Source organism: Paraburkholderia sp. BL6669N2, from assembly GCF_003387275.1.
Classification (GTDB): Bacteria; Pseudomonadota; Gammaproteobacteria; order Burkholderiales; family Burkholderiaceae; genus Paraburkholderia.
The window spans coordinates 2151538-2177936 of the sequence record NZ_QUNA01000002.1 but is presented as its reverse complement, the minus strand read 5'-3'; the positions used below and the strand labels follow the sequence as shown (position 1 = coordinate 2177936).

Sequence of the window (26399 nt, the reverse complement as noted above, 5' to 3'; positions counted from 1 at the left end):
CTGCACCGGGTTCGATAATTGCTACCGTATCTGGACTAAAGTGCGCCCGCATCTATTGTTGCCGGGCACCCGACGGGCAGATCCACCGCATGCCTCATCTAAAAAAGACTTCCATGACCGCGCAATCCGATGCCTTCAGCTCTGTGTGGCTCCGGCTTTGGGCCGAATCCACCCAGGACTACTCCATCTTCGCCCTTTCGCCGGAAGGCACGGTGCTCACGTGGAACCCGGGCGGCGAATCCATTCAAGGCTATCGCCCCGACGAAATTATTGGCCGTTCGTTTGCCCTTTTTTACCCCGAGGCCGAGCGTGCCGCGGGCGCGCCGGAGGCCGCGCTGCGCGCCGCCACCGAGGGCGGGCGTTACATCGCGGAGGGCTGGCGCGTGCGCAAGGATGGCACGTCGTTCTGGGCGAACGTCGTCATGACACCGCTGCGCGATAGCAGCGGCAAGCTCATCGGTTTTGGCAAGGTGGTCCGCGACGTCAGCGACAAGAAGGCCGCTCACGACGCGGTACTCGAGAGCGAGCGCAGCTTCCGGCTGCTGGTCCAGGGCGTTACCGACTATGCCATCTTCATGCTCTCGCCCGACGGGCACATCACCAGTTGGAACGCGGGGGCGCGCAGGATCAAGGGCTACACCGAGAAGGAGATCATCGGCTCGCATTTTTCCCGGTTCTACACCCCGGAGGATGTCGCGGCGGGCGTTCCCTTCCGGGGCCTGGGCACGGCGCGGCGGGAGGGACGTTTCGAGGCCGAGGGGTGGCGCGTGCGCAGCGACGGAAGCCGTTTCTTCGCGCATGTCGTGATAGACGCCATTCATGAAAACGGTGAGCTGGTCGGATTTGCAAAAATCACACGCGACATCACCGAGCGACGGCGCGCCAGCGAGCAACTCGAGCAAACGCAGAAAGCCCTGTTCCAGGCACAGAAGATGGAAGCCCTGGGCAAACTGACGGGCGGCGTGGCGCACGACTTCAACAACGTTCTCCAGGTCATGCGCGGCAATCTGGAACTGCTCGAAAGCCGGCACGGCCGCGACGGCTGGAGCGCCGAGCGGCTGGGCAACGCGCTCGACGCGGTCGATCGCGGCGCGAAGCTCGCGTCGCAATTGCTGGCCTTCGGTCGCCAGCAGCCTCTTGAGCCCGTCGTCATCAACCCCGCGCGTCAGTTGCAGGCGCTGGACGACCTCTTGCGGCGGGTACTAGGCGAGCGGGTCGAGATTGAGTCCGTCGTGGCCGGCGGCCTGTGGAATACCATCGCCGATCCCCATCAGCTTGAAAACGTGATCCTGAATCTGGCCATCAATGCGCGCGACGCGATGCCGGACGGCGGCAAGCTCACGCTTGAACTCGCCAACGCGACGCTCGACGACGAGTACGTCTCAGCGCTTACCGACGTCTCAGCCGGGCAGTATGTGATGCTGGCCGTCACGGACACGGGGACCGGCATGAGCCGGGAAGTGATTGAGCGCGCTTTTGACCCGTTCTTCAGCACGAAGCCGGAGGGCCGCGGCACGGGCCTCGGCCTGAGCATGGCCTACGGCTTCGTCAAGCAGAGTGGCGGCCATATCCGCCTCTATAGCGAGCTCGGTGAGGGAACGACCGTCAGGATCTATCTGCCCCGCTCGAGCGGCACGGCGGTTGAGACCAGGCGTAACACCGGGGGTGTCCTCAAGCACGGCAGCGAGACGATCCTGGTCGTGGAGGACGATCTGAAGGTCCAGGCGACCGTCGTTGAACTTCTCAGCGGTCTTGGTTATGCGGTACTCAAAGCCAACGACGCAGAGCAGGCACTGAGCGTCGTGGCGAGCGGCGTGCACATCGATCTGCTGTTTACCGACGTGGTGATGCCCGGCGCACTGCGCAGTCCGGAAATGGCCAGAAGGGCAGTCCAGATGCTGCCTGAATTGAAGGTGCTTTTCACGTCGGGTTATACGCAGAACGCGATCGTGCATGGTGGCCGGCTCGATCCCGGCGTGGAACTGCTGAGCAAACCGTACAGCCGCCAGCAGCTCGCCTCCAAGGTGCGACAGGTGCTCGGTAAAAGCGATACCGAAGCGACCGGAGCGGGTGCGGCCGATACGCGTCGAGGCGAGGAGGTCGGGCCGGGCGGAAACGGCGAGGGCCTGCGCATCCTGGTCGTGGAAGACGACGTTGCATCGCTGGACGCAACCTGCGAACTGCTGATGCTGATCGGGATGCGTCCGCGGCGCGCAGAAAGCGCGGCGGCGGCGCTGAATGCGCTGGAAGCGGACGACTACGACGTCCTGTTCACGGATGTCATCATGCCGGACATGTCGGGCACCGAGCTCGCGCGACGCGCGGCTTCCGCCCGCCCGGCACTCCGGATCATTTTCGCTTCCGGAAACGTTGTCCCGGAGCACGAGAGGTTCGACTTCGAATGGTCGGCGCTGCGCAAACCGTTCACGCTTGACCAGTTGCGCGCCGCCTTGCCGCCGGCCCACAGCTCAAGGGCGAAGCGGCGCGCCGGCGATGGACAGGCGCGGACACGGGACAATTGAAAGCACAGGCTCCGTGGCGCGGCCCGGTCGCCAGACGGTAATCGATGTTGTATGGCGCAGCGCGAATTGCCGTCGATGCCCATCGAACTGAGCGTGGGGCCGCTACGTAAAGAACCGTGCGGCCCCTCTTTTTTTCGGCGAGCAGCGCGATCACACGGTCGCGCTCGCGTGCGTCCATGAGACAAAGTTCCGAATCAGCCTTGATGACGGCTTCCTGCCGGCGTCCGGGCTACCCGATATCAATCGTGCGGCCCACGGACCGCAGCGGCTCCGATTTCGGCACGGTCAACGTGAGCACACCGTTGTCGAACTTTGCCAGCGCATGATCGGGATCGGCGTTCTCCGGCATCGGGATCGTACGCACGAAGCTGCCATGGGCGCGCTCGAGCCGGTAGCATCCGTCTTCCTCGCTGCGCACATCCTGCTTTTTCTCGCCGCGCAACACCAACGCCCCATCTTCGACGGTGACGGTCAGATCCTCCCGCTGCATTCCGGGCAGTTCGACGGTCACGCGCAGCACTTTTCCTTCGTCGACCACGTCGATGCGCGGCTGGAAGCGCGATGAACTGAAGTCCCCAAACCATCGTTCCAGCGCGCCGCGGCCCGCGAAGGGGTCGTGAAAGAACTCCTCCACGACGCGCCACGGTTCGCGCATGAACAATCCCGGCAGGTCGGGCCAGGAGGCGCGCCACGGGTCGGTGGCCGGCGGGCTTTCCGGGCTGTCCGCATCGGACTTGCGCCCTGCGCGTCGAAGGAATTTAAAAGGATTCCACTTCTTCAGATCCGTGTTCATCGTAGTTTCCTCCGGTAGTTTTCTCCTTAAGGCCAGTCTGGCAGGAGAGCCGGATGCCGGTCATCCGGCGCGAACAGTGGCGTGAGCGTCGATGTTTCCGGTTACCTGTGCGCGGCCGTCGACACTCCTCGTTCGCGCGGCGAGCGGGTCATCTCTCGGCAGCCGACGTAGCGGCATTGCCGGCGCGCTGCCAGTGCATTCACTCCGACGTCCTGACCTCCACATTCGAAGGTGGCGGCCTGGTGGCCGCCACCGGGCTCTCTCCTGTGGTTGTCGCCTGTCTGCCGGGTTCAGGTCGTGCGCACCTCGATCCGCCGCGGCCGGGCTTCGTCGCGGCGCGGTATCCTCAGCGTCAACACTCCGTCCTTCAGGTTGGCGTCGATTTTCGTCGGGTCGAAGTCAACCCCAAGAGCGAACGCCCGCGCGAAGTGAGGCTGGCGGATCTCCGCGTGGTGCAGGCGCAGTTCCGCCGGCGTGGGTACGACTGCCTCTGCCTCGATGTACAGGTTGCCGTCGTGCACCTTCACATCGAGCCGGTCCTTTGTCACGCCGGGCAAATCCGCCCACAGAGTGACGCCCTGGCTATCCTCGAAGATGTCCACGGGCGGCGTGAGCGTGATCCGGCGTTGTGACGGGTCGTCCGCGCGCCGCTCGACCGCCTTTTCGTCTTTCCTGGCAAGTTCTGTGGTGTCGTTCATGATGTCCTCCTCAGTTCTGTGACCGGTTTCATTGAACGGTGATGGCCCGCGGCTTTGATGTTTCCCGCTTGCCGATACTCACGGTCAGGCAGCCATTGGTGTACTGCGCCGTGACCTTGTCGGGGTCCGCGTGCTGCGGCAGTTCAATGACGCGCCGGAATGCGCCGGCGAAGCGCTCCTGCGCATAGGTACGGGTGTCGTCGCCGGCCGCTTCCGGCTGTGGGGTCCGGCGCTCGCCGCTGATGGTCAGCAGTCCCTTGTCGATCGACACATCGAGGTTCGCCGGATCGACACCCGGCGCGAACACGACGATCTCGATCGAGTCGTCGGTCGAGCCGATGTTGACCTGCGGGAACGCGCCGGAGCGCCCGGAACGGATGCTGGACGGGAAGCCGCCAAACAGGCTCGCCATCTGCCGTTGCAGACGGTCTAGCTCGCTGGAAAGATCGGTCCCGAAGTAGAGATCGCTCATGGTCATTTCCTCCTTCAAGCCAGCAGGAAGACGAACCGGTCTACGCGCTCCAGTCCGTCTGCCGTGCTGCGGGCAAACAAATAGAAACACGCAGCGCGCCGGACTGCTGGCGCGACTGCCTCAGCGGAATTCAAGATAGAAATCCCGCGCGGAAATTTCAAGAGGGTATCGCCACTTTTTATCCTTGAATTTGGGCGGCCGCATCCCTACCTCCAGGACACCCCTGACGAACCATGCGAGGACACCATGGAATTCGAATACGACTGGCTGACACTGGGACGGCACCGGATCCGGCTGCGCTCAACCAAGGGCTTTCCGACCGAGACGATGCGCACCGCGGTCGAAGTCATCCGGCTGGCAATCGACAACAATATGAGCGCCCGCGCGCGCCTGGTCGAAGTGGTATTCCACCGGGAATCCGCTTACGAAATCGCTGTCGGCACCACGTTTGCCGACGACCGCCTTTGCGCGCCGCAACTGGAAGCGGCGATCGCGACAGTCCTGGGTCTGCAACCCGCGCAGATCAATATTCTGGTGACTGTAGTGACGCAGGAGGAGGTCGATCTGCACTTCGGTGTCTACGAGAGAATGCTGGCCGAAAAGCTTGGCGTGGTGCCGCCGATCCAGTGATCGCCCGGCAGAACGACGGCCGGGAGCGCGGTTGTCGGGATGGCTGCTGCGGTGGCTTGCGCGCTACAAAACGTAAAGCCACGCGAGCAAGGTGAGGACTGAAAAGAGTGTAGACATCGAGATCACGGCACCCACTACGTTCTTTTCGACGTCGTATTCGACCGCGAGCACATACGCACTCTTGGCTGTGGGCACGGCAGCGCACACGACGGCGGCAATGGTCGCAGTCCGGTCGAGCCCGGACGCAAGGCAAAGGCCATAGACCACGAGCGGCATGATGGCCAGCTTGAGGGCCGTCAGCAACGCATACAGACCCAGCCGCTCGCGCAGTTCGGCGATTGTCAGATCGAGTCCGATTGCGAACAGCGCGCATGGCGTCAACGCTTCGCCGAGTATGGTGAGAAACGACACGGCCGGTCCGTACAGCTTCAGACCGAGGATCGACGCAAGCAGTCCGAAGATTGTCGCGAGAATGACGGGATTGGTCGCGATCTGCCGCAACAGCGCAGCCGTCCGTATGTTGCCCGACGTATCGTAGCGCCCGATTTCGAGCAGCAGAACCAGTATCGGAAACATGACGGCGCCGACGAAGACGGTCGCGATCGCCGCCGCGAGTACGCCCGGTTGGCCAAAAAGCGTCTTCAATATGGGGAGCGCGACGAATCCGGTGTTGGTCATCGACACGGCTGCAGCCAGTATTCCGCTCTTCGCGACGCCCGCGCTCCACGCCGTTCGCACGAACATCATGACCGCCACGAAGCAGATCATGGAGCCGCCGCCGAACGCGGCCAGAAAGCGCCAGTCAAGGAGCGAGTGAAGCGACTGGTCGGCGATCGTCAGGAAGACCAACGCGGGCATCGCCACGTAGTAGGCAAAGCGCATCAGCGGCGCGGCCAGCGCGCGCGGCATGTAGCCCGAGGCGCCGGCAACCCACCCCGTTAGAATGATGGCGAAGATCGGAAGTATTGTGCCGGCGAGATGCATCGCGATCTCCTGTAGCGATGGGACCTGGGCGCATCAACGCTCATCCCTGGCCGGACGTCATTATCGGAGAAAACGTAGTGCGACGGGCAACGCAGTGCTAGCCTCAAGCCGACGACCGGTCATCGACGGTGGCGCGGTCCCGCCGCAACCGGCTTCTCGACCTGCACGCGGCGACCTCCGCCGGTTCTTCTATTGCGCCGTTTGCTGGCGCTGGTATTCGTTCTTTTTCATCTGCAGATACTCTTGCCGGCTCACCTCGTGCAATTGGCGCGGGTACTGCTCTGTCGCATCGAACCATGTCGCAAAGCGCTGCTCGACGCGTTTGTCGGCGGGCAGGGAAAGCGAGCCCAGGTACGCGTCGATGGCGAGGTAATAGCGCATCGTATTGCGCTCGACGAGGCCGCGCACACCGCCCACGTAATCGCCGTTCGACGCCTGCGTAAAGCCCACTTTCGCGCTGCCGATGGTCGCGAGATAGGTCTTCATCGCGATGCGTCCCGCCATGCCAAATCCGTACGAATACGTGAGATGCAGGAACGTGCGCCCTTTGCCGATATCGACGGCTTCCAGCACGATGCGATAGTCCCTGGTGCTGAGCGGTCCTTCCGCGGCGCTCAGATCGACCTGGAAGTAGTCGGGATTGGTCGCGACCCGAACGGTAGTTGAGCTGCACACGCGACGTGTCGCCAAGTTCCTGTTCCGTCTTCTTGCCGACGTTCATGCTGATGGTCGCGCCGTTGCTGCCTGAAGTGGCATGACAGTACTTCGTGTTCAGATGCAGGATCAGCACTTCGCACCAGGTCGCGGGGCCTCGCTGCGGGTCGTTGAAGGCGCTGTTGACGGTCGCGAACGGATAATCGACTACGGCATAGATATCGCCCTTCAACGCGTTCTGCGTTTCCTGCGAATCAAGATGGATTGGACGATGGAATACGTTCGACTTCAGCTGTGGCGCTAGCGTGTCGTACTCGCCCCTCAGCGCGGCGGCGTTGTCGTCGGCCCATGTGAGGCCGCCGGGCCAGAGAGCCGACAGCGTGAGCACGACGAGTACGAGCCGTTTGATGATTCGCATGATCCGCTGGATGTTCATGACAACACGCTCCTGCCAGTTGGATGAATGGTCGCCTTGGGCAACGCGGCCGTTCACCGCCACAATGCGACCTGTCGTATGAATGTTACAGCCGAAGCGGAATCGAAGGTCACTTCGATCCATGATCTCCCGGCCGAGCAGAAGCGATGAGTCGCACGCATGCCTGAAAGCAACTGGCCAGTCTCATTTCATTTTTTTGCAGACTTTGTTTTGACACGTGGGTTGTCGCCTCCACGAACAGATCGATCACCAGCGGCGCGCAGCCGGCGATTCCCTTCGTCCTGCTGGACGCGTGCGTGCCAAAGCAGCCCGCAACCGTAAGGGTTGCAGGCGAGTTCATTGCCATTTCCCAAGGTTGCTCAGAACCGGTAGCTCACCCCAATCTGCAGCACCGGATAGAGCTTGTAACGCTCCACATGGTCGGTGATCTTGCGCTCCTGTTCGTCGATGTTCGACTGCGGCGTGAACATCGAATAGATAGCCGGCACGTTGTAGGAGACGCGCGGGCGGCCATATGCCACGCCCAGGTCGACCGTCATGCCGAAGCCTTTCGAGACCGGCTTGTGGCCGTAACCGATGCCGAGGTAAGGCATCACGCGCGGCAGCGTGACCGTCGCCGAGGGCGCGGCGCCCACGGCCGGCACGAAGTCGTCGCCGATCTTGTAGTTGCCTTGTGCGTTCGGCACGGCATGCGCGCTCAGTTCGTCGTCGTTGATGAGCGCGCCGGCCGTCACGCGAAAGCCGCTGGAGCTGAACGGGAACAGATCGAGATACAGGCCGCCTTGCAACAGCTTGAGGTGGCCGTCGTACTCGTTGCCGCTGGCGTTGACCGAGTGCGACAGATCGAATCCTTCGATTTCCGCGTGCACGCCCGCCCATGAATTCAGCGGCAAGGCGGCGCCGACACCCGCGCCGAGCGTGCCGCCATGCACATAAATTTCCTGCGCCTGCGCCGCTCCCACCATCGCCGTCGCCCACGTCGCGACCACAGCTGCATTTATTACCCGTTTCACCGCACCGTCTCCCGACAAGGATCATTTCTGTGGGGCGACTGTACGGTTTAACCATGCGGTTCAAAGGAACGAATAGCGGGCAGTTATGGCAGTTCCTCGCGCTCAAGTTTTGTGGTTTGAAGAAAACGGAATTTATGACCTGTAAATCCTGCCGAACGAACGACTGAATCGCAAGTGGTGTGCGGAATAGACCTGTTTTAAAGGCATATTCGGTGAATCGAACAGAATGCCGCGCTTTGATAATGACTCTCGCAGATGACCCGTTTGCCACGCACACGGTACTCGAGAAATGGGTCTATTCGTCTGAGAAAAGGAGCGTGTTGCGCTTCGTCTTGCGTGTGTCGTGATGGTGTGCGCGACCGGCTTTCTGGATCTGGAGCAGTTATGTTTTCGTCTCAAACGTCACGATCGTTCGACGCAGCAGTGGTGGTCGCCGCAGCGGTTCTACTCAGCGCGTGCGGCGGCTCGGGCGGCAGTAGCGCCGGCAGCGGCAGCAACGTGCTGAAATTGTCTTCAGCCGTGCAAAGCGAGCACGTCGCGCGTCATGCCGGCGCATTCGGCATGCTGTCGGGGCCGGGCGTCGCGGTAATCTATACCTCGGTGGTGCAGTCGCTAGTGAGCGATGTCACCGCGGGGATGCCCAATAGCACGACCGCTTGCCCGGCTGGCGGGTCGATCAATGTGGCGACACAGAACGCGGGCGCGAGCGGCCTGCAAGGCGGTGAAAGCGCGGCCGTCAGCTTCAATCAATGCGTCGGACAGCTGAAGGCGCCCGGCATATCGAACAGCGCCTCGATTACCGGCACGGTGAGCGTGCAGATTCAGAGTTCGCAGGGCGTGGTCGGCAGCGCGTCGAGCAACTGGTCGTACACGGCCGTTGAAACGGCCAACGCGTTGACGCTGGTTTCCGCGAACAGCACGACCGTGGTGAACGGCACGGTCAACTTCACCATGAGCTACGACGCGAAGACGGGCGTCACCACCACCACCGCGAGCGCGCCGAGCGTGACGCTCAGCCGTTCGCAGCCGGCGGGCCCAGGCAACATCAGTGGCACCATCACGATTACGTCGCTGAATTACTCGCGCGTGCATGGCACCGATCCGGTCACGGACATGCTCACTACCAGCGGCAGCATCAGTGTGAACGTGGCCGACGCGGTGATCGCCTTCAATGTCGCGACGCCGGCACCGGTCACGATCAGCGGCGGCAACGTGCAGGCCGGTGTGATCCAGCTCTCGACGAGCGATACCGTCGAGACCATCACACCGAAAGATGCGTCGACGGTCGGCATTACCGTGACGTCGAATGGGCAGACGGGCACCTACACGGAAAGCGTGGACACGTTCCGCGCGCTAATCAGCGGCTGAGCGGAACAACGAGCGGACGTGGAGAGAGGAGGGGCGGGTCGCGGCAACGTGATGGTCGAAAGACCGGTTGCCGCAACCGCGAAACGCAAGCCTGACAGGCAGGCGCTTACTGCTTGATGCCTTCGGCCTGAATGTGCAGCGTGGTCTGCATCTTGAAGCCGTAGGTCTTGCCGAAGTCGACACCGAAGTCGTCGCGATTGAACGTCGCGGTCGATTCCGTGCCGCACACTTCACGCTTGAGCATCGGGTTCACGAAGCACTTGAACGACTCGATCTTCAGATTGACCGGCTTGGTGATGCCGTGCATGGTCAGCGTGCCGATTACTTCCACGGGCTTGTCGCCGTCGAAGCGGATCTGCGTGCCTTTGTAGGTGGCGCTCGGGTACTTGGCGGCGTCGAAGAACTTGTCCGTGACCAGTTCCGCGTCGAGCTTGTCGTTGCCGATATCCACCGAACTCATGTCGATCGTCACGTCGACCGTGCCGGTCTTCGCGGCGCGATCCAGCACCACGGTGCCGCTGCTTTTCTTGAACTTGCCGCGCCAGATCGACACGCCGCCGAAGTGGTCGGTTTCGAAGCTCGGGTAGGTGTGCGTCGGGTCGAGCTGATAGGTATCGGCTGCCATGACGTTGAACGACAATGCGGCGGCCAGCGCGCCTGCGGCGAGCGAAAGTTGTTTCTTCAAGGTGTTCTCCAGGTTTCAGATTGGGCTGCGACGCTTCGTATCGAGTTATTTCTTCGAAGCGACGATGTGAAATTTGATGACGACTTCGTCGGCGACCACCGACGTGTCTTTCCATTCGCCGGTACCGACGTCGAATTGCGAGCGCTTGATCGGCAACGCGCCGTCGAAGGTTTGCGTAGTGCCCTGGCTGGCGATGGTGACCGGCACGACGACGGTTTGCGACTTGCCCTTGATGGTGAGCTTGCCGGTGATCTTGTACTGGTTGCCGCCCGCCGGCGCGATCGCGCTGGAGACGAAGGTCGCGGCCGGGAAGGTGGCGCTGTCGAACCATTCCTTGCCCTGGGCCTGCTTGTTGTAGTCGTCGGCGCCGAGGTCGTAGCTGCCGGTGTCGATCGACACGTTCGCGCTGCCGGCTGTCGGCCTGGCCGGATCGAAATTCAGTTGCGCCGAGAACTTCCTGAACTTGCCGTCGACGGGCACGTTCATCTGTTTCGTGGTGGCGATCACGCTGCTTTTGCTCGCATCGACATCGGCATGCGCGAGGCTTGCGCCGAAGAGCGAGAAGGCCGCGATGCCGGCGAGCGTTGCGCGTTGAACGGAGTGGTAAAGGGTTGTTTTCATGGTGGTACGCATCCTATCGAACCTGCGTGCGTTGATTGCACACGGCTGGGAATTAGATTGCCAACAAGCCGTAGCCAATCGCCGGCTGTTATTTGAGGAAGGGAATCATTCGGGCCAGCAATCCGTCGCGGTCGACGAACTGATGCTTGAGCGCCGCCGCCACATGCATCGCAACCAGTGCGAGCAACGTGTAATTGAGCAACACGTGGACGGTGCGCAGGCTCGCCTTGAGCGCCTGATCCGGGCCGATGATGGTCGGCAGCGGCACGATGCCGAGATACACCACCTGAATGCCGGCGGCGGAACTGTAGAAATAGCCGGACAGCGGAATCGCCAGCATCAGCACGTACAGCACGCCGTGCACCAGGTGGGCCGCGGCTTTCTGCCATGCGGGCGTGGCGCTGTCGAGCGCCGGCGCGCGGTGGGTGGCGCGCCACAGCACACGCGCCACGGCGAGCACGAATACCGTCACGCCGATCCACTTGTGCCAGGAGAAATACTTCAGCTTGGTGGGCGTGAAGCCGGGAATATCGCTCATGATCCAGCCGATATAGAAGCCGCAGATGATCAACGCCGCGATCAGCCAATGCAAGGCAATGGCGGCGCCGTGGTAGCGGTCTGAACGGACAGGGCTGGAATTCATACTTTGACGTTCTAGGGTTATCGGGTATTGCAGGTGAGTGCGAATAGTAGGGATGCCAATGGAAGCTGAATAGCCGGGGAGAAGGGAACAGATTGTTGTAGCCGTGACGCTAATGTCGCTGGAATAAAACGGTGCGGCCGCTGTAATGGGCCGGGAGGTCGTCCGCTGTGTTAATTTGCCGGCTGAACCGCGAGGAGAGTTGGGACCGATGAACAGGCTTGAAAACAACAATATCGCGCTGAGCGCGGATTTTCTGCGGCACGAGACTACACCTGCGGCATCTGCCGCGGCCGGGGTGGAAGGCTACATGGAGCACGACGCGGCTGTCTACCGCACGTTGCTCGAATCGACCAAAGCGATTCCGTGGAAGATCGATTGGGCGACCATCGAGTTCGCCTATATCGGCCCGCAGATCGAAGCCCTGCTGGGCTGGGCGCCGTCCAGTTGGAAAACCGTGCAGGATTGGGCCGCGCGCATGCATCCCGAGGACCGCGAGAAAGTGGTCGAATTCTGTGTCGCGCAATCGCAGGCGGGCACCGATCACGAAGCGGACTATCGCGCGTTGACGAGCCGAGGCGAATACGTGTGGCTGCGCGACGTGGTGCATGTGGTTCGCGACGCGCGCGGCAACGTGGAGTCGCTGGTCGGTTTCATGTTCGATATCAGCGAGCGCAAGAAGACCGAGGAGAAGCTGGCGGCGTTGCAGCGCGAACTCGAGGCGCTGTCGTTCAAGGATAGCTTGACGGGCGTCGGCAATCGCCGCGCGTTCGACGCCAGTCTGCAGCGCGAATGGAGCGCGGCTTTGCGTCATGCGGCGCCGCTCTCGCTGGTCATGGTCGATATCGACTTCTTCAAGTCGTACAACGATTACTACGGCCACGTGCAGGGCGACGAGTGCCTGAGGCGGATCGCCAGCGTGCTGGCCGACGCGGTTCGGCCGGGCGACTTTGTCGGCCGCTTCGGCGGGGAGGAGTTCGTGCTGATCCTGCCGAACACCGGCGCCGACGCCGCCCGCCAGGTGGCCGAGCGTTGCCGCGACCGTATTGCGACCGAACAGATCCCGCATGAGCGCTCGCCGTTCCGGCAGACCATCACCGCCAGCTTCGGCGTCGGCACCACGATTCCCGCCGCGGCGGCCGATCCGGTGGCCTTCGTCAATCTGGTGGACACGCAGCTGTATCACGCGAAGGACAACGGCCGCGATTGCATCGCGGCGGTCAACCGAGTGGGATGAAGCGCGTGGGATGAAGCGCGCGCGCCGGCGCTGCCATGGGCGCGCAACTTGCTATATCAGCGCCTGCATCCGCCGTCTCATCGGCACGTTCGCCCGGCCAGGCCGGATATCGCGCTCGCGCGTATCAATGATTCAAGGCTCACTTCGTGAATTCCGTTTTCCTCTCCTGGGGTATCGCCGCCGCCGCCACGGCGGGCGTCATCACCCGGCCGTTCAAATGGCCCGAAGCCGTGTGGGCCGTGGCCGGCGCGCTGCTGCTGGTCTCGCTCGGGCTATTGCCGGTCCATCTGGCGCTCGAGGCGATCGGCAAGGGCACCGACGTCTATCTGTTCCTGTTCGGCATGATGCTGCTGTCGGAAGTGGGGCGCCGTGAAGGTCTGTTCGACTGGGTTGCTGTGCTCGCGGTCAATCATGCCCAGGGTTCGCCGCGCAAACTCTTCCTGCTCGTCTATCTGGTCGGCGTGGTGATCACCGCGTTTCTTTCGAACGACGCCACCGCCGTCGTCCTCACGCCGGCCGTGTTCGCCGCCGCCAAAAAGGCGAAGACGCATCCGCTGCCTTTGCTGTTCGTCTGCGCGTTCATCGCCAATGCGGCGAGCTTCGTGCTGCCGATCTCGAATCCCGCCAACATCGTGCTGTACGGCAATCACACGCCCGCGCTCGGCGCCTGGCTGATGCGCTTCACGCTGCCGTCGCTGTTGTCGATCGTCGCGACCTACGTAATGCTGCGCTGGACCCAGCGCGACGCGCTCGCCGGCACCTGCGAGGCGAATCTCGATCCGGTCGAGCTGTCGTCCAGCGGCCGCGTGGCGCTCGCGGGCATCGCGGTGACGGCCGCCGTGCTGCTGACTGTCTCCGCGTTCGACGTTCCGCTCGGCATGCCGACCGCGATACTCGGCGCGCTGACCGCGCTGATCGTGCTGATTCTGGAGCGCAAATCGCCGCTGCCGATGATCCGCGAAATCTCGTGGAGCGTGCTGCCGCTGGTCGCCGCGCTGTTCGTGCTCGTCGAAATGCTCGATCACACCGGGGTGATCACGGCGGCGGCGCAACTCACGCAGCGCGCCGCGCAGCAGCACGAACTGGCCACGGCGGGCTGGGCGGGCGCCGTCATCGCGATCGGCAGCAATCTGATGAACAACTTGCCGGCGGGCCTGATCGCCAGTTCGACCGTGATGCAGGCGCACAGTCCGGAGCGTGTGATCGACGCGCTGCTGATCGGCGTCGACCTCGGGCCGAACCTGTCCATTACCGGTTCGCTGGCGACGATTCTCTGGCTCAACGCGATTCGCCGCGAAGGCGAAGACGTGAGCTTCATGAAGTTTTTGAAAGTGGGCGCGCTGGTGATGCTGCCGGCGCTCGTGCTGGCGCTCGGCGCGCGAATCCTGACGGGTTGACGGAGCATCCCGTTTCGAGGGCGGCGGCCGGTCCCGGCCGCCGCGTTACGACCGCGTGCCGGTGGGACGCAATGGCGGTTCGGCGAACGACGCTTCGTCCGCTTCCGTCAGCGAGCGCAGCGTCGCCTCCAGCCGCGCGATGCGCGCGCGCTGGATCGGCATCAACATCGGTCTGGGCAAATTTCGCAGGCGACTGTGCCAGTAGGACAGCGGAATGCGATCGTTGGCGGAGATCATCTCGAATACGCGTTCGAGGTGGGCGATCTCCCTGTCGAGTTCCTGGTAGTTCATCTGATGTATCCGCAAAGGGCGGTGGCCTGCCCAAAATCTGCCCGCAGGCCGCTTGAGAGTCCCAAGGTTGGACGGACGTGTCCAACGAATGGACATGCGCCCGGTCATAACGAACAGTGAGCAAGCGATGTTCCACGTCGTCTGGAACGGAGTCGTGCTGCGTTCGGCCTTCCTCTATAACCGCCAGACGCAGCGCTTTATTCCAAGGGCGCATTCAGAGTTTTGCCGCGCGGATTCGCGCTCGCATCACGCCGCCGGATAGCGCCCAGGACAACGGGAATCCACCAGGCATTGCTGGCGGCAGCATGTCCTATGCTGATTCCACAGCCTGGGTTGTAACTGGCACATTCACTGATGACGCGCCACGCGCGCCTAACGCGGCATCATCATGAGGGGCTGGGCGTAGGTCACCGCGGGGGCGGGTACGACCGCGTAGTTGGTCGGCGCGGGGACGACGACGGTGGTGTACAGGGGGATGGGCTTCGGCGCCGTCACGGCGGCCGCGACCGGAACCGCCACGGGCAGGGGCACTGGCGGCGGCGCCACCACGTACACGGGATTGACCGGCACGGAGTAGTAGACCGGGCGCGGCGGCGGGGCGTAGACCACGGCGGCGGGCAGATAGACGACCACGCGGGCGAACGCCGTCGACGAACAGACGAGGCCGATGGCGGTGACAGTTGAGGCGCAGACGAGACGGATAGTCAATTGGTACTCCTGATGCGTTGAGCAGCGCGAGGCGTCTTCAGGTGAAGAAGCGGGCCGGCTGATTCGGGTGACGTGAGAACTCAGCCGTTGCGGCGAGGCGCTGACGGCGCCGGCAGACGAAAGATACGCAAAGCGCCGTCAAAACGGCATCGCAAACTCATTTCATTCCATGTCACGCCACGGCGGCGCTGCGGCATGGCTGCGGGTGATGGAAGCGCATGCTGCATTGCGGTGTGGCGCTCGTGGCGGCGTTCGTGGCGGCTCAAGGGGAGGCCTTAAAAGCCGTGACATGAATCGACATGATTCTGAAGTTGCCTTGCGACGGCGCTTCCCCAAGAATTCGGCCTGTCATCGAAACGGATCGCGGCAAACGGCAGGCGACGCTCGGTGGCTCAATCGAAGGAGTCAGTCATGAAGAAGTTGATCGCTATCGTGTTGCTGTGCTGCGCATCCACCGTTACGTTCGCTCAAGCCGCACCGCAAGGCGGCAATCCGCAGCGCATGGAGCGTATGGTGCAGCAGCTGCAATCGCGCTTTGCGAACGCCAATACCACGCACGATGGCAAGCTCACCAAAGATCAGGCGGCCGCCGGCATGCCGATGGTCGCCAAGCACTTCGACGAGATCGATACGCAGAAGGCGGGCTACATCACGCTGCCGCAGATCGAGGCATTCATGCAGGAACGCGGGGCAGCGCACTGAGCCCCGCGGGCATTGGCGGGACCATGGGGCCGTGGCGCGGCGCGGTCTGCCGCCGGCGCACGAGCCGTCCCGCCGAACCGTCGGCCGTCCTCCGAGCCAATAACAACGTGCGATGAAACCTGCCACGTCCCGCTATCTGCGTATCGCCGGCGCGTCGATCGTCGTATCGATCAGCGCGGCGCTGAGCGGTTGCGTGAGCGTCGGCCCGGATTTCAAGCAACCACAAGCGACGCTGGAAAACCAGTGGCTCGAAAGTCTGCCCGGCGCGGCGCAGGCGACACCTGCCGCGCAAGCCGCCTGGTGGAACGCGTTCAACGATCCCGTGCTCACCGCGCTGGAGCAGCGCGCGTATGAGCGCAACCTGTCGCTGCAAGTGGCCGGCCTGCATATCTTCAAGGCGCGCGCGCAGCTCGCGACCAGTACGGAGAATCTGCTGCCGCAGTCGGGCAGCGTGTCGGTGGGTGCCGAACATATCAACACGAGCGGCGTCGGCCCGATTCCGCCCGCCCATCTGTGGGCCGAGCATTTGCACGTGAATGCCGGCTGGGAGATCGACTTCTGGGGCAAATACCGCCGGCAGATCGAATCGGACCGCGCGCAACTGCGCGTGTCGGAAGCCGCGTATGACAACGCGCTGGTGTCGCTGTTCGGCGACGTCGCCAATGCGTACATCGATCTGCGTGCGCTCGAACAACGCATCGTCGTCGCGCAGCAGAATCTGAAGTCGGTCCAGCAGAGTCTCACGTTGACCCAGGCGCGCTACAAACATGGTGCGTCGAGCCAGCTCGATGTCGAGCAGGCCGCCACGCTGGTGGCGGAAACCGAGGCGCAGATTCCGCCGCTCATCAAGGCGCGAGCGCAGGACCGCGACACGCTGGCCGTGCTGCTCGCCGATCCGCCCGACGCCGTCGACGCGCAACTCAAAGGCAGCAGCGCGATTCCCGTGCCGCCCACGCAGATCGATGTCGGCATTCCCGCCGATCTGCTGCGGCGCCGGCCCGACGTGCGCCAGGCCGCGCTCAACGCGGCGGCGCAATCGGCGCTGATCGGCGCGGCCAAGGCGAAGCTGTATCCGTCCTTGTCGTTGACGGGCCTGTTCGGGCTGTCGTCGGGCGAACAGCATGGCATTGGACTGACGCAGTGGGGCGGCAAAACCATCGGCCTCTTTTCCGCGGGCATCACGCTGCCGATCTTCGATCGCGGTCAATTGAAAAACGCCGTGCGGATTCAGGACGCGACCTTTCAGGAGGCCGTGCTCGACTATCAGAACACGGTGCTGCAGGCGCAGAAAGAAGTGGAAGATGCGATTGCCGGACTGCGCACCACGCTCGACGCGCTGGCCGCGTCGGCGCGCGCGTCGGACGCCTCGCAGCGCGCGCTGCGGTTGGCCAACGCGCAGTATCGCTCAGGCTCCGTTACTTACGACACGGTGCTCGACGCGTCGCGCTCGGCATTGCGTGACGGCGATTCGCTCGCGCAGAACCAGGGGCTCGCCGCGATCGCCGCGGTGGCGCTGTATCGCGCGCTCGGCGGAGGCTGGGAAGTGGCGCAAGGGCAGCAGGTGGTGAGCGGACAGATTGCCGAGCAGATGGCGCGGCGCACGGATTGGGGCCGCCTGTTGAACCCGCCCGCGAATTCCGCGTTGGCGCGCGCGAGCGGAGGCGAGCCCGAGAATGGGAAATAACGAAATGGCAGAAAACGGTCTGATAGCCAGACGTGTGGCGGTGGGGATATGCATCGTGCTCGCCATGGCGCTGGCCGCCTGCCGCGACGGCAACGCGCCGGCCGCCCACACTGCGCCCGTGCCGCAAGTGAGCGTGATGCGCCCGCAGCCGCGCGAGGTGCGTGAACAGCTCGATCTGAGCGGCACGGTCGCGCCTTCCGCCACCGTCACGCTGGTGGCGCGCGTGCAGGGCGTGCTGAAGGAAATCGGCTTCAGCGACGGCGCCAACGTCAAGCAAGGGCAGTTGCTGTTCCGCATCGAGCCGGACACGTACCGCGCGCAGCTCACTTACGACCAGGCCGAGCTCGTCAACGCCGAACAGGAATTGACCCGCCAGAAGCAGCTCACGGCCGATAACGCGACCTCGGAGTCGTCGTTGCAGAAAGCGCAGACCACCCGCGACCAGGCGCTCGCCAAACGCGATATGTCGCGCATCAATCTCGGCTACACGGAGATTCGCGCGCCGTTCGCGGGACGTATTGGCGCGCGGTCGTTCGACGTCGGCAATCTGGTGGGCGCGTCCGATTCCACCAAACTCGCCACGCTGGATCGCATCCAGCCGGTGTACGTGAACTTCACGCTGAACGAACGCGACGCGAACCGCATCGGCCTGTTCACCAAACCGCCGCGCACGGTGCGGGTGAACGTGCGCGGCGCGCCGGCCGGCAAGGGCGAGGATGCCGCCCTGGAATTCGTCGATACGCGGGTCGACGCCAATAGTGGCACGCTTAGACTGCGTGCGGACATCGCGAACAAAGACGCGCATCTGATTCCCGGCATGTCGGTCGAGGTGCATATTCCCGCCGGCGCGCCGCAAAACGTCTTGCTGGTGCCCGACACCGCATTGCTGCGCGAACAGGCCGGCGCTTTCGTGCTGATCGTGAACAGCGCGAGCGTGATCGAGAAACGCGCGGTGGTGACGGGCGGACTGTTCGGCTCGCTGCGCGCGATCACGTCGGGCCTGAACGCCGGCGATCAGGTCGTGACGGGCGGCGCGCTAGCGGTGGCGCAGGGCACCAGGGTGCAAGTGGTGGCCGCGGACACGCAAGGCCAGTCATGATCCGCTTCTTCGTCGAGCGGCCGGTCTTCGCCAATGTGATCGCGCTGATCGTGATGCTGCTCGGCGCCGTCGCGCTGATCAATCTGCCCATCGCGCAATATCCGCCCATCACGCCGCCCACCGTGCAAGTGGTGGCGCGCTTTCCCGGCGCCAGCGCCGCGACGCTGATCGACCGCGTGGCGCTGCCGATCGAAACGCAGGTCAACGGCGTGGAAAACGCGCTGTACATGCAGTCGACCAGCACCAACGACGGCACCTATACGCTCACCGTCACATTCGCCGTCGGTACGGATGTCGACAAGGCGCAGGTGCTGGTGCAGAACCGCGTCTCGGCGGCGACCGCGCAACTGCCGCAGGCGGTGCAGCAGCAGGGCGTGACCGTGCGCAAGCGTTCGACCGCGATCCTGCAACTCTACACGCTGCAATCGCCGGATCCGAAATACGATTCGCTGTTTCTGAGCAACTACGCGGTGATCTATCTGCGCGACACGCTCGCGCGTTTGCCGGGCGTGGGCGACGTAACCGTGTTCGGCACGGGGCAGTACAGCATGCGCGTATGGCTCGATCCGCAGAAGCTGAGCGAACGCAATCTGACCGCCGCCGATGTCATGAACGCAATCCAGAGCCAGAGCAGGGAAGTGAGCGCGGGCCAACTCGGTTCCGAGCCGAACTCGGGCGGCCAGGCGTTCCAGCTCACGGTGACGATGCACGGCGCGCTCTCCGATCCGCGCGAATTCGACGACATCATCGTCAAGGCCGATCCGGATAACGGCGGCCATTTCGTGCGGATTCGCGACGTAGGGCGTACCGAACTCGGCTCGTCGAGTTACGGACAGTTCTTCAATCTCGACGGCAAGCCGGCCGCGGGCATCGCCATTTATCAGTTGCCCGAAGCGAATGCGCTGGAAGTCGGCAATGCCGTGAAGGCGACCATGGCGCGCCTCGCGAAAGACATGCCGAAAGGCGTCAGTTATCAGCTGCCGTTCGATACGACCACCTTCGTGCGGCAATCGGTGATCGACGTGTACAAGACGCTGTTCGAAGCCGCCTTGCTGGTACTCGCGGTGATCCTGCTGTTTTTGCAGAACTGGCGCGCGATGCTGGTGCCGGCCACGACGATTCCGGTAACCATCATCGGCACGTTCGGTGCAATCTACGTGCTTGGCTTTTCGATCAACCTGCTGACCCTGTTCGCGATCGTGCTGGCCATCGGCATCGTGGTGGACGACGCGATCGTGGTGGTCGAAGGCATCACGCAGCATATCGAACAGGGCAAGACGCCGAAGCAGGCCGCCATCGACGCGATGCATGAACTGCTTGGGCCGATCATCGGCATCACGCTGGTGCTGGTCTCGGTATTTTTGCCGTCGGCGTTTCTCGGCGGCGTGACCGGGCAGATGTACCGTCAATTTGCTCTGGTGGTCGTCGCCACCACCGTGATCAGCGCGATCAACGCGGTGACGCTCAAGCCGGTGCAAAGCGTGCGCTGGCTGCGGCATGCGCGGCCCGGCAAACCGAATATCGTGTATCGCGTGTTCGACAAGGGTTACGCGCGCGTCGAAAAGGGCTACGTGCGGGTCGTGTCGTGGTTCGTCGCGCGCTGCGGGATTGCGCTGGTGATCGCCCTGCTGCTCGGCGCGGGCTCCACTTTCCTGTTGACGCGCATACCCACCAGTTTCATTCCGCTCGAAGATCAGGGCTACGTGCTGATCGCCGCGCAACTCGCCGACGCCGCTTCGCTCGGACGCACGCGCGAGGCGAGCACGCAGATCGAGAAACGCATCGGCGCGATTCCGGGCGTGAGCCATGTGGTGTCGATTGGCGGCATCTCGCCGCTGGACAACAACGCCTCGCTGCCGAATTCCGCGCTGATCTACGTGACGCTCGACGACTGGAGCAAGCGCGGCAAAGGCGAAGACCTGCGCTCGCTCTATTTGCGCATGAATAGCGAGCTGGCGAAGCTGCCGGACATCCGCTCCGTGGTGATCGTGCCGCCGCCTATCCAGGGCCTCGGCAACAGCGGCGGCGTGCAGATGCAGGTCATGCTGACCGACGGCTCGCAAAACTATCGGCGCTTGCAGGACGCGACCGACGCGTTGATCGCCGGCGTCTCGAAACGGCCCGAATTGCAGCGCGTGTTCAGCCCGTTCCGCGCGTCCGTGCCGACCGTCGAACTCACGCTCGATCGCGCCAAGGCGGAGTCGCTGCAAGTGCCGGTCGGCAATGTGTTCGATCTGCTGCAGGACTATGTCGGCTCGAGCTACGTGAACCAGTTCACCACTTTCAATCATACGTTCCCGGTGTTCGTGCAGGCCGACGGCGCATTCCGCCGCGAAACCGACGACATTCGCCGCTTGCAGATCCGCAGCAACAGCGGCCACATGGTCGAACTCGGCACCTTCATCGACGCGCGCACGAGTGTCGGCCCGGCAGTGGCGACGCTGTACAACCTCGCTCCGGCCGCAGCCATCAACGGCAATCCGGCGGCGGGCTACAGCACGGGCGACGCGATCAAGGCCTTCGAGCAGGAAGCCGCGCGTATTCTGCCAGCGGGCATTGGCTATGAGTGGACCGCGATGTCGTATCAGGAGAAACTGGTCGGCAATTCGGCGTACTGGGTGTTCGCCGTGGGTGTGCTGCTGGTGTTCTGCGTGCTGGCCGCGCAATACGAAAGCTGGCTGTTGCCCATCGCCGTGGTTCTGGCGGTGCCGCTGGCCCTGCTCGGCACGGCGGGCACACTCGCCGCGCTCGGCGCCGCCAACAACCTGTACACGCAGATCGGTCTCGTGCTGCTGATCGCGCTGTCGGCGAAGAACGCGATTCTGATCGTCGAATTCGCGCGGCATCTGCGCGCGCAGGGCGTCGCCATAACCGAGGCGGCGATCGAAGCCGCGCGCCTGCGGTTCCGGCCGATCATGATGACCTCGTTCGCATTTATTCTCGGCGTGGTGCCGCTCGTGATCGCCACCGGCGCCAGTGCGAGCGCGCGCCGCTCGCTCGGGATTGCGGTATTTTCGGGGATGCTCGCTTCCACCTGCATTGCCGTGCTGTTCATTCCGTCGTTTTATGTGCTGTTGCAGCGTCTGGGCGAACGGCATGCGGCACGGAAAGCAACGCCGCCCGACGCCTAGCCTGAATCGAGGAGCCTTCGCATGGATCGCCCCGCCAAAATCATCGTGCTCGACGATGAAGTCGAATTGCGCAATATGCTGCAGCGCTTTCTGCGCGGCCACGGCTTCGACGTGCGCGTCGCCGAAGACGGCAAGCGCCTCGACCGTTACCTGGAGCGCGAGCCCTTCGATCTGCTGGTGCTCGATCTGATGATCGGCGAAGAGGACGGCCTGGCTATTTGCGCCCGTTTGCGCGAGCAGGGGCAGACCTTGCCGATCCTGATGCTGACCGCGAAGGGCGATCCGCTCGACCGGGTGGTCGGCCTCGAAACCGGCGCCGACGACTACCTCGCCAAACCGTTCCTGCCGCGTGAACTGGTGGCGCGTATCAACGCGCTGCTGCGACGCCAGAAGATCGCCTCGGGCGAGGTCACCGTGACGTCGCAAAGCGTGAGCTTCGGCGACTTCTCGCTCGATATCGTGAAGCAGCAGCTGTCGCGCGCGGGCGAGTTGCTGGAGATTCACTCCGCGCAGATGCTGCTGCTGGTCGCGCTGGCGTCGTCGCCGAACCGGCCGGTGAGCCGCGACAATCTGCTGGCGCGCGCGCGGGGCCGCGAGCACGATGCGCTCGATCGCAGCATCGACGTGCAGGTGCTGCGGCTGCGGCAGATCGTCGAGGACGATCCGTCCAAGCCGCGCTTCATCAAGACCGTGTGGGGTGTCGGCTACATGCTGGTCGCGGACGTCGACTCATGACACGCTCGCTGCTGCAAAGGTTGCTGCCCAGAACGCTGCTGGCGCGCAATATCGCGCTGCTGATCGCGCTCGTGATGCTGAGCCAGGTGTGCGCGCTCGGCGTGTTGATCCACTATGTGCAGCGGCCGCGCGTCGAGCGTGCGGCGGCCGTGTTCGCCACTTATGTGACGACGCTCGACAATCTGCTCGCGGCCACGCCGCCCGCGGCGCGTCAAGGCTTGAGCGCGCGCCTCGACGCCCGCGCCCAGGCGCCGGACGAAGCCGCCACCGCGCCGCCGCCGAATCTCATGCGCGCGTACCGCACCTATCAGCGCAACGTGTTTCTTGAGAGCTTGCGCGCGCATTTGCCCGCCGACATGCCGGCGCGCTGGCAAACGCTGGGCGGCCAGCGACTGTGGATCCGCATGCATGCGCCGGCCGATGCACCGCAAGCGCCGTACTGGATCGCGCTGCCCGTTCCCGAAGACGCGCAGGGCAACGGACTCGACGCCGCCATCGTGCTGACGCTCGGACTCGGCGCGCTGGCGGCGTTGACCGGCTACCTGATCCAGCGCCACCTCAACCGGCCGCTCCAGGAGTTGACGCGCGCGGCGCGCCGCGTAAGCGCCGGTGAAACGCCCGCGCCATTGCCGACCGACGGCCCCGCCGAAATCGCCACGGTGAGCGGCGCGTTCAATCAGATGACGCAGGCGTTACAACAAGCCGAGGCGACGCGCGCGCTGATGCTCGCGGGCATCTCGCACGACATCCGCACGCCGTTGACCAAGCTGCGTCTTTCGATGGCCATGGCCATGCCCAGTGGCAGCGACAGCGGCTTCGTGGTCGCCGCTGAATCGTATCTGGATCAGATCGAAACGATCTTGCAGCAGTTCATGGACTACGCGGGCAGCGGCGAGCGCGAGCAGCCGGAGCCTGGCGATCTCAATGCGCTGATCGAACGGCTGGCGGGGGATTTCGCGGGGCTGGGGCACGAGTTCGAGCTATCCCTTGCGACGTTGCCCGCTGTGCCGTATCGGCCGATCAGCATGATGCGGCTGCTGATGAACCTGATGCAGAACGCGATCGTGTACGGCGGAAGCGGACTGGCAGTGCGAAGCTGGGCCACGCGCGAGGCGGTGTACGTTGCAGTCGGCGATCGCGGCAAAGGTCTTTCAGCGCAGGAGTTGGAGCAACTGAAGGCGCCGTTCCAGCGCGGCCGCAATGCGCGTACGCACAGCGGCGGCACCGGGCTGGGACTGGCGATCGTCGAGCGAATCGCGCGCCTGCACAGCGGCAGTCTGGAGTTTCATGCGCGCGAAGGTGGCGGGCTGGAGGTGTGGGTGGTGCTGCCGCTTGGCGCGTCGACACGCTAGACGCGGCGGCTTTCAAACGGTGTGCGCTTGAAGCGGCCGTCGTTCACTTCCGGTCGAACCACGCATCCAGTCCGACCCGGAACGCCACGCCCGCGATCACCGGCACGGTCAGCATGAGGATGATGCCGAAGTTCGGAATCTGGTCGCCGTACGTAATCGGACCGTAAAGCACGACGGTCGCCACGATCGCGAACACCATGACGCCCACGGCCACCATCAGAAGATTGCGCGCGGCGATCGGCATGACCTTGCGCGGGGCCTTGTGCGGTGGGGCGCTGGCAGCGGGGACTTTGTCGGGTTGGACGGGCATGATGGTTCTCGTGACGAAAGGACAGGCTGCGTGAGGAGCAACAGTGAACCGGACTCCACCAAAGGCGTGCGATGGGCATCCTACCAGGGCGCGTGCGTGCCGCGTATTTCATGCTGCGACCACCCGTCTCGCGGCCACGATGGCCAGCACCAGTGCGGGGATCGCGCTCAAGCGGAATCCTGTTGATGCGGGAACACGCCTGACATCAATATAAGCCGCATTGGCGACAATAGGATAAAAAGCGCGATGCCGATGGCCGGATTGCACGCGCAGATTGTCGGTCGCGTGAAAATGCGCTCTGCGGCGGTTGCGCCCGCGGGTTCATCGGATTGGAAGTTAAAGCGCGGGGACTCGCCAGTTGGCGGCGAGTCTTCAACTGCACAGGATCATGCGGCGATAGCTCTGGTTGGACGTCCTCCGTAAGCGCGGACACGGTGTCTGAATTGACGCGCCGGACAATTGCTCTCGAATAACGCTACCGACGCTTATGGATCTCATTCGGCGACGTCCTTTGTGGAGTCGTCGCCGACGGTTGGTCCTCAAGCGAACCGACATGATCACTGCTGTTGGCCGGCGGCGGGCGACACGACGCTTGGGGTGGCCAGTGTGTTACTCGTCTTAGGCGCGCTGGTGCCGGAGGTCGAAGTGCTGTTCCCACTCGGCAGGCCGGAGTTCGGCGCCTGCCGGGTGGCCATGCCGCTAGCGGAATTGGTGCCGCTTGGCGTGCCGTAGCCACCCGCTGCGCCGTTCATCTGGTTCGTCTGGTTCGCCGGGCTAGCGGTGCTGCCTGACGTGCCTGCGCCGCTGGAGCCTCCGGCTGTTTGCGCGAAAGCGCCGCCCGACAGAGCGAGTGCGGCGACGGCCGCGATTAAGGTGCTGGTTGCCTTATTCATGATTCGTCCTCCTTGGTTGGACCGGAATAAAGACGCAGACGATCGCCGCCTGCTTGATCACGAATGGAGCACTTAACGTGCCGCGTACTCAGCCTTGCAGAGGGTGTTTTTTCGGCGCTAGGCAGATTCGTCGTCGGATTGCCGGTCGTTCGAGTTGAACGCCCGGCCGGCACGGGAAACGCCGGTGGCCGCGCCCCGTGCGCGGTTGAATGTCACCAGAGCGCGATAACTCGCGGCTATGGCGACATGAGGGCGTTAGCGCAAAGGCAATGGAAGAAATTCTGGTGGACCTGATTTCGTAAGGCTGTCGGCGGATCGGTGCATAGCGGATTTGCAATTGCTTCCGGGATGCTAATTAAAGTCCTTGCATTGCGCGGCCCCTGCTCGTCGAAGCAATTAATCTATACACCGACAGCACTTGCCGGCGATTGCGAAGGTCACCGCGGCACTGACGCGAAGCACGCTGGAGAGTCCCCGTCGACACGTCGCGCGCGACATGTTCTGCAAGGTCCACTTCTTCGATTGCGCGCCGCACGTGCTCGTAGAAGCGCTGACCTGCGTCGGTGGGCGTCAGTCCGCGTGTCGAACGCAACAGGAGTCGCACGCCGAGTCGCTCTTCGAGCTGCGTGATCGACTTCGACACGGCCGGTTGCCCGAGTTTGAGCCGCTTTGCGGCCGCCGAGAACGAACCCGCCTCCACCACACTGACATAGGTTTCCATTGCCGCCATCCGGCCCATGCCGCTGCTTCTCCTTGAAGGCTCGTGAAGTCCGTGTTGTGGCTGAGATGTTTTCAGGCGGAGGTCTATCGCGTCAGAACCGGGTCGATGTGATTGCGGGTGTCGAGCAGGCTCTGTAATCCGCATCGCAATCGCCATCCACGGAAACGGTTCGCAGAATTAAACGAAACGGCTCCGCCGCAGGCGATCCTGCTTGTCTCGCTGAGAAGCACGGCAAGCTGCTCTCGCAAGACCCGCTGCGCCGGGCGCGCACGTTTGAACAACTGTTCGTACATGCTTACGTTCCGAGCCCGGCGTTCGGCGAGGCGGAAGGCGACCCGATTGATCCGGTAGCCTACGTATCGTAGGGCGCCAATTCCAGATAACTTCCGATATTGCGAATTACCACGCAACGAAGTTGACGCAAAAAATGTGAGACATATCGAAAAATTGTCCTATGTTTAGAAACTGCGGACGTTTGAATCGCGTTTTAAACGCAATATCGTTAGCCGGTCATTTATACGTTATCAGTTGCGGGCATTGGATCAGTCGGTCAATACGACTTGGAGGCCTGTGACAATCGCATAACCTTCCTTGATTGCCGATTCACGCGGACATAGGCCAAA

General features: G+C 63.4%; 24 protein-coding genes and 2 pseudogenes. 11 read left to right on the top strand and 15 right to left on the bottom strand.

The features are described from left to right. Positions 1 to 113: 113 nt before the first annotated feature. Positions 114 to 2522, top strand: coding sequence for a PAS domain S-box protein (locus B0G80_RS32255; RefSeq protein ID WP_116121929.1), 2409 nt, complete (start codon positions 114 to 116; stop codon positions 2520 to 2522). A gap of 229 nt (positions 2523 to 2751) precedes the next feature. Here B0G80_RS32255 and B0G80_RS32250 read toward each other — a convergent pair whose 3' ends face one another. The 3 genes from B0G80_RS32250 to B0G80_RS32240 all read right to left on the bottom strand — a co-directional run bounded on the left by B0G80_RS32250 (position 2752) and on the right by B0G80_RS32240 (position 4485). Continuing rightward, positions 2752 to 3315 (bottom strand): Hsp20/alpha crystallin family protein, encoded by a 564-nt coding sequence (locus tag B0G80_RS32250; protein ID WP_116121928.1) that lies wholly within the window; start codon positions 3313 to 3315, stop codon positions 2752 to 2754. 290 nt (positions 3316 to 3605) lie between these two features. Beyond that, entirely contained in the window at positions 3606 to 4013 is a 408-nt protein-coding gene (locus B0G80_RS32245) for an Hsp20/alpha crystallin family protein (protein WP_106282343.1), read from the bottom strand. A 28-nt stretch (positions 4014 to 4041) separates the two neighbouring features. After that, entirely contained in the window at positions 4042 to 4485 is a 444-nt protein-coding gene (locus tag B0G80_RS32240; protein WP_106282544.1) for an Hsp20/alpha crystallin family protein, read from the bottom strand. A 246-nt stretch (positions 4486 to 4731) separates the two neighbouring features. Between B0G80_RS32240 and B0G80_RS32235 the strand changes: the two genes are divergently transcribed. Further along, positions 4732 to 5115, top strand: a complete 384-nt coding sequence (locus B0G80_RS32235; RefSeq protein WP_116121927.1) for a hypothetical protein — start codon at positions 4732 to 4734, stop codon at positions 5113 to 5115. Between the two features lie 63 nt (positions 5116 to 5178). Here the strand turns inward: B0G80_RS32235 and B0G80_RS32230 are convergent, their stop codons facing one another. From B0G80_RS32230 to B0G80_RS32220, 3 genes and pseudogenes are all read right to left on the bottom strand, one after another. Further along, positions 5179 to 6099 (bottom strand): AEC family transporter, encoded by a 921-nt coding sequence (locus B0G80_RS32230; RefSeq protein WP_116121926.1) that lies wholly within the window; start codon positions 6097 to 6099, stop codon positions 5179 to 5181. Positions 6100 to 6288: 189 nt separating this feature from the next. Beyond that, positions 6289 to 7189: pseudogene (locus tag B0G80_RS32225) on the bottom strand (hypothetical protein). Between the two features lie 359 nt (positions 7190 to 7548). Next, on the bottom strand, positions 7549 to 8154 hold the full coding sequence (locus B0G80_RS32220; RefSeq protein WP_258879243.1) for a hypothetical protein: 606 nt from the start codon (positions 8152 to 8154) through the stop codon (positions 7549 to 7551). 432 nt (positions 8155 to 8586) lie between these two features. Between B0G80_RS32220 and B0G80_RS32215 the strand changes: the two genes are divergently transcribed. Then, on the top strand, positions 8587 to 9570 hold the full coding sequence (locus B0G80_RS32215; protein WP_116121924.1) for a hypothetical protein: 984 nt from the start codon (positions 8587 to 8589) through the stop codon (positions 9568 to 9570). A 106-nt stretch (positions 9571 to 9676) separates the two neighbouring features. Here the strand turns inward: B0G80_RS32215 and B0G80_RS32210 are convergent, their stop codons facing one another. The 3 genes from B0G80_RS32210 to B0G80_RS32200 form a co-directional block, all read right to left on the bottom strand. Then, positions 9677 to 10255 carry a YceI family protein gene (locus B0G80_RS32210; protein WP_116121923.1) on the bottom strand — a complete coding sequence of 193 codons (579 nt, stop codon included), beginning with the start codon at positions 10253 to 10255 and terminating at the stop codon, positions 9677 to 9679. A gap of 45 nt (positions 10256 to 10300) precedes the next feature. After that, positions 10301 to 10876 (bottom strand): YceI family protein, encoded by a 576-nt coding sequence (locus B0G80_RS32205; protein WP_116121922.1) that lies wholly within the window; start codon positions 10874 to 10876, stop codon positions 10301 to 10303. Between the two features lie 88 nt (positions 10877 to 10964). Next, positions 10965 to 11519 (bottom strand): cytochrome b, encoded by a 555-nt coding sequence (locus B0G80_RS32200; RefSeq protein ID WP_106282336.1) that lies wholly within the window; start codon positions 11517 to 11519, stop codon positions 10965 to 10967. 208 nt (positions 11520 to 11727) lie between these two features. On the opposite strand from B0G80_RS32200, the gene B0G80_RS32195 reads away from it, so the two are divergent. Together B0G80_RS32195 and B0G80_RS32190 are read left to right on the top strand one after the other, a co-directional pair. Continuing rightward, positions 11728 to 12753, top strand: coding sequence for a sensor domain-containing diguanylate cyclase (locus B0G80_RS32195; RefSeq protein ID WP_116121921.1), 1026 nt, complete (start codon positions 11728 to 11730; stop codon positions 12751 to 12753). Positions 12754 to 12899: 146 nt separating this feature from the next. Beyond that, entirely contained in the window at positions 12900 to 14150 is a 1251-nt protein-coding gene (locus tag B0G80_RS32190; protein WP_116121920.1) for an arsenic transporter, read from the top strand. Between the two features lie 45 nt (positions 14151 to 14195). On the opposite strand, the gene B0G80_RS32185 is transcribed toward B0G80_RS32190, so the two are convergent. Both B0G80_RS32185 and B0G80_RS32180 read right to left on the bottom strand, forming a co-directional pair. Beyond that, entirely contained in the window at positions 14196 to 14441 is a 246-nt protein-coding gene (locus B0G80_RS32185) for a hypothetical protein (RefSeq protein WP_116121919.1), read from the bottom strand. Between the two features lie 372 nt (positions 14442 to 14813). Then, on the bottom strand, positions 14814 to 15149 hold the full coding sequence (locus tag B0G80_RS32180; protein WP_116121918.1) for a hypothetical protein: 336 nt from the start codon (positions 15147 to 15149) through the stop codon (positions 14814 to 14816). 411 nt (positions 15150 to 15560) lie between these two features. On the opposite strand from B0G80_RS32180, the gene B0G80_RS32175 reads away from it, so the two are divergent. The 6 genes from B0G80_RS32175 (at position 15561) to B0G80_RS32150 (ending at position 23852) form a co-directional block, all read left to right on the top strand. After that, a complete protein-coding gene (locus B0G80_RS32175; RefSeq protein WP_106282331.1) occupies positions 15561 to 15851 on the top strand; it encodes a hypothetical protein in 291 nt (96 codons plus the stop codon). Between the two features lie 112 nt (positions 15852 to 15963). Then, a complete protein-coding gene (locus B0G80_RS32170) occupies positions 15964 to 17535 on the top strand; it encodes an efflux transporter outer membrane subunit (protein ID WP_116121917.1) in 1572 nt (523 codons plus the stop codon). Beyond that, positions 17525 to 18634 carry an efflux RND transporter periplasmic adaptor subunit gene (locus B0G80_RS32165; RefSeq protein ID WP_116121916.1) on the top strand — a complete coding sequence of 370 codons (1110 nt, stop codon included), beginning with the start codon at positions 17525 to 17527 and terminating at the stop codon, positions 18632 to 18634. Before B0G80_RS32170 ends, B0G80_RS32165 begins: the two co-directional genes overlap by 11 nt. Beyond that, a complete protein-coding gene (locus B0G80_RS32160) occupies positions 18631 to 21765 on the top strand; it encodes an efflux RND transporter permease subunit (RefSeq protein ID WP_116121915.1) in 3135 nt (1044 codons plus the stop codon). Before B0G80_RS32165 ends, B0G80_RS32160 begins: the two co-directional genes overlap by 4 nt. 21 nt (positions 21766 to 21786) lie before the next feature. Further along, positions 21787 to 22500, top strand: a complete 714-nt coding sequence (locus B0G80_RS32155) for a response regulator (RefSeq protein WP_106282327.1) — start codon at positions 21787 to 21789, stop codon at positions 22498 to 22500. Beyond that, entirely contained in the window at positions 22497 to 23852 is a 1356-nt protein-coding gene (locus tag B0G80_RS32150; RefSeq protein WP_116121914.1) for an ATP-binding protein, read from the top strand. Before B0G80_RS32155 ends, B0G80_RS32150 begins: the two co-directional genes overlap by 4 nt. Positions 23853 to 23895: 43 nt before the next feature. Here B0G80_RS32150 and B0G80_RS32145 read toward each other — a convergent pair whose 3' ends face one another. The 4 genes and pseudogenes from B0G80_RS32145 to B0G80_RS46140 form a co-directional block, all read right to left on the bottom strand. Next, entirely contained in the window at positions 23896 to 24162 is a 267-nt protein-coding gene (locus B0G80_RS32145) for a hypothetical protein (RefSeq protein ID WP_116121913.1), read from the bottom strand. Positions 24163 to 24719: 557 nt separating this feature from the next. Then, positions 24720 to 25055 carry a hypothetical protein gene (locus B0G80_RS32140; RefSeq protein WP_116121912.1) on the bottom strand — a complete coding sequence of 112 codons (336 nt, stop codon included), beginning with the start codon at positions 25053 to 25055 and terminating at the stop codon, positions 24720 to 24722. A gap of 429 nt (positions 25056 to 25484) precedes the next feature. Next, a pseudogene (locus B0G80_RS32135) lies at positions 25485 to 25794 on the bottom strand (LysR family transcriptional regulator); the annotation flags it as partial. A gap of 65 nt (positions 25795 to 25859) precedes the next feature. After that, a complete protein-coding gene (locus B0G80_RS46140; RefSeq protein WP_181920105.1) occupies positions 25860 to 26069 on the bottom strand; it encodes a hypothetical protein in 210 nt (69 codons plus the stop codon). Positions 26070 to 26399 lie beyond the last annotated feature (330 nt).

Excerpts from the sequence above, each read along its gene's own strand:
- B0G80_RS32245 (WP_106282343.1), bottom strand. The coding sequence starts at position 4,013 with ATGAACGACACCACAGAACTTGCCAGGAAAGACGAAAAGGCGGTCGAG.
- B0G80_RS32230 (WP_116121926.1), bottom strand. The coding sequence starts at position 6,099 with ATGCATCTCGCCGGCACAATACTTCCGATCTTCGCCATCATTCTAACG.
- B0G80_RS32155 (WP_106282327.1), top strand. The coding sequence starts at position 21,787 with ATGGATCGCCCCGCCAAAATCATCGTGCTCGACGATGAAGTCGAATTG.
- B0G80_RS32200 (WP_106282336.1), bottom strand. The coding sequence starts at position 11,519 with ATGAATTCCAGCCCTGTCCGTTCAGACCGCTACCACGGCGCCGCCATT.
- B0G80_RS32170 (WP_116121917.1), top strand. The coding sequence starts at position 15,964 with ATGAAACCTGCCACGTCCCGCTATCTGCGTATCGCCGGCGCGTCGATC.
- B0G80_RS32215 (WP_116121924.1), top strand. The coding sequence starts at position 8,587 with ATGTTTTCGTCTCAAACGTCACGATCGTTCGACGCAGCAGTGGTGGTC.
- B0G80_RS32220 (WP_258879243.1), bottom strand. The coding sequence starts at position 8,154 with ATGGTGGGAGCGGCGCAGGCGCAGGAAATTTATGTGCATGGCGGCACG.
- B0G80_RS32240 (WP_106282544.1), bottom strand. The coding sequence starts at position 4,485 with ATGAGCGATCTCTACTTCGGGACCGATCTTTCCAGCGAGCTAGACCGT.
- B0G80_RS32250 (WP_116121928.1), bottom strand. The coding sequence starts at position 3,315 with ATGAACACGGATCTGAAGAAGTGGAATCCTTTTAAATTCCTTCGACGC.
- B0G80_RS32165 (WP_116121916.1), top strand. The coding sequence starts at position 17,525 with ATGGGAAATAACGAAATGGCAGAAAACGGTCTGATAGCCAGACGTGTG.
- B0G80_RS32255 (WP_116121929.1), top strand. The coding sequence starts at position 114 with ATGACCGCGCAATCCGATGCCTTCAGCTCTGTGTGGCTCCGGCTTTGG.
- B0G80_RS32160 (WP_116121915.1), top strand. The coding sequence starts at position 18,631 with ATGATCCGCTTCTTCGTCGAGCGGCCGGTCTTCGCCAATGTGATCGCG.
- B0G80_RS32185 (WP_116121919.1), bottom strand. The coding sequence starts at position 14,441 with ATGAACTACCAGGAACTCGACAGGGAGATCGCCCACCTCGAACGCGTA.
- B0G80_RS46140 (WP_181920105.1), bottom strand. The coding sequence starts at position 26,069 with ATGTACGAACAGTTGTTCAAACGTGCGCGCCCGGCGCAGCGGGTCTTG.
- B0G80_RS32195 (WP_116121921.1), top strand. The coding sequence starts at position 11,728 with ATGAACAGGCTTGAAAACAACAATATCGCGCTGAGCGCGGATTTTCTG.
- B0G80_RS32205 (WP_116121922.1), bottom strand. The coding sequence starts at position 10,876 with ATGAAAACAACCCTTTACCACTCCGTTCAACGCGCAACGCTCGCCGGC.
- B0G80_RS32175 (WP_106282331.1), top strand. The coding sequence starts at position 15,561 with ATGAAGAAGTTGATCGCTATCGTGTTGCTGTGCTGCGCATCCACCGTT.
- B0G80_RS32235 (WP_116121927.1), top strand. The coding sequence starts at position 4,732 with ATGGAATTCGAATACGACTGGCTGACACTGGGACGGCACCGGATCCGG.
- B0G80_RS32145 (WP_116121913.1), bottom strand. The coding sequence starts at position 24,162 with ATGCCCGTCCAACCCGACAAAGTCCCCGCTGCCAGCGCCCCACCGCAC.
- B0G80_RS32150 (WP_116121914.1), top strand. The coding sequence starts at position 22,497 with ATGACACGCTCGCTGCTGCAAAGGTTGCTGCCCAGAACGCTGCTGGCG.
- B0G80_RS32140 (WP_116121912.1), bottom strand. The coding sequence starts at position 25,055 with ATGAATAAGGCAACCAGCACCTTAATCGCGGCCGTCGCCGCACTCGCT.